At 44.7% G+C, this 2,018-nt stretch carries 2 protein-coding genes and 1 pseudogene; all 3 read left to right on the top strand.

Features of this window, described 5'->3' with window-relative positions; translation table 11 throughout:
* Positions 1–328: pseudogene (locus AB4496_RS22050) on the top strand (nitrite reductase (NAD(P)H)); the annotation flags it as partial.
* A 140-nt stretch (positions 329–468) separates the two neighbouring features.
* Positions 469–813 (top strand): nitrite reductase small subunit NirD, encoded by a 345-nt coding sequence (gene nirD, locus AB4496_RS22045; protein WP_004730303.1) that lies wholly within the window; start codon positions 469–471, stop codon positions 811–813.
* Between the two features lie 142 nt (positions 814–955).
* Positions 956–2,018, top strand: a 1,063-nt coding sequence (locus tag AB4496_RS22040) for an MFS transporter (protein ID WP_372131973.1), incomplete at its 3' end; no start/stop codon positions are given.

Raw genomic sequence — 2,018 nt, 5'->3', positions numbered from 1 at the left:
GGTATGGATGGAAAACCTTGAAGGCGGCATCGAATACCTCAAGCAAGTCGTGATTGAAGACAAGCTCAATGTTGCTGAAGAACTTGAAGCTGACATCGCTCTCAACATCGAAAAATACCAGTGTGAATGGAAAACCACCATCGAAAACCCTGGAAAAATGAAGCGTTTCCAGCACTACATCAACAGCGAAGAAATGGACACTAGCCTGTCATTCATCAAAGAACGAGAGCAACGCTTTCCAAAGCCAAGTTTGAGCTCTTCTGTTGATTCACAACGCGATGAAAAGCTAGCCAACGCAGACCAAATCGAAGTGACTGAGGTTTCGTAAGCCTCATTGACGTGTGAGTGAATCAGTAACAACTAAACCCAATATCGATAGTCGACAGCGGCGCAGCCCAAGAAAACTGCTGTCGGCTATCACGCTAATTAAATTGATTATTAGTTTTATGTTTTGACTAGGAGAAAATCATGGAAAATTGGACAACCGTATGCAACACCCGGGACCTAACCCCAAACGGTGGTATTTGCGCCAAAGTAGACGATAACCAAGTGGCTATTTTTTACTGCAAGCGAAGTGACACGCTTTATGGGCTCTCTAATTACGATCCTGTTGGTAAGGCGAATGTGATGTCACGTGGTATCATTGGTTCATTAAGCGGTGAGCCTTACGTAGCCTCACCCTTATACAAGCAGCATTACCACTTAGAAACTGGCGCGTGCCTTGAACAACCCGATCTCAAGCTCGTGAAATTTGAAGTTCGCAAGCAAGGAGAACAGGTTCAGGTTCTCGCACCGCTTGCTATCGCCAGTTAACTAAACGCCGACACCATCATGTAAACGCTTTATCAGCGTGAGCAATTTCGGCACAGGGTTTAGCCACATGAATGCGTTCGAATTTCGGAAGTAACGCACGAGCTAAAGCCGGGTAATTTTCCAGATTTAAAGGATTTAAACCATGGATAACACAAAATTTTCGCTGCTTTCATTTACGGGTAAGATGAAAACCTTACACCTAAGTTGGATGGCCTTTTTTATCACCTTTGTTGTGTGGTTCAACTTTGCCCCACTACTGCAAATGGTAAAAACGTCGCTTGGTCTTTCTACTGAAGAGATCAAAACACTGCTTATTCTCAACGTTGCATTGACCATTCCGGCGCGTGTCGCCATTGGTATGTTAACCGACAGATACGGCCCAAGATTGGTCTACTCTTCGCTACTCGCTGTCTGTTCAATCCCTTGTTTTATGTTTGCTATGGCAGACTCTTTCATTCAAGCGGCGATTGCTCGTTTCCTATTAGGCTTCATTGGTGCTGGCTTCGTCGTTGGTATTCGCCTTGTGTCTGAATGGTTCCCACACAATGAATTGGGTACGGCTGAAGGTATTTACGGCGGTTGGGGTAACTTCGGTTCAGCAGCAGCAGCGTTTACCCTTCCAACTCTCGCTCTAGCGTTTGGTGGTGAAGACGGCTGGCGTTATGCGGTTGGTATTACTGGCGTAATGAGCTTAGCGTTCTCGTTTGTGTTCTACAAAAACGTAACGGATACACCAAAAGGTTCTACTTACTTCAAACCAGCTCAAGTAACAGCGATGGAAGTGACATCAAAGGGTGACTTTTTCTTCCTACTTATTATGAAGATCCCAATGTATGCCGCTTTAGCGCTACTGACTTGGAAGCTATCACCAAGCAACATCAACATGTTATCTGACATGGCGGTTTACTCTGTGTATGCAGGTTTAGCCGCACTTTACGTGTACGAAGTGTCGCAAGTTTGGAAAGTAAACAAGAACGTATTTAAAGAAGAAGTACCAGAGATTCACCAGTACAAATTCAAGCAAGTTGCGGTACTTAACGTATTGTACTTCGCGACATTTGGTTCTGAACTGGCTGTTGTTTCTATGCTGCCACTGTTCTTCTCTGACACCTTTGAATTAACACCAGTTCTTGCAGGTATGGTTGCATCGGCTTATGCCTTTATGAACCTAATGTCTCGCCCAGGTGGTGGTTGGATTTCAGATA

The sequence above is a fragment of the Vibrio sp. 10N.222.46.A1 genome (assembly GCF_041473595.1).
GTDB lineage: Bacteria > Pseudomonadota > Gammaproteobacteria > Enterobacterales > Vibrionaceae > Vibrio > Vibrio tasmaniensis_A.
Note: the sequence above shows the minus strand (reverse complement) of the source record. Positions and strands in the feature narration are given on the sequence as shown.

What these genes read in the sequence shown, in the direction of transcription:
- nirD (WP_004730303.1), top strand. Translation starts at nt 469, where the DNA reads ATGGAAAATTGGACAACCGTATGCAACACCCGGGACCTAACCCCAAAC.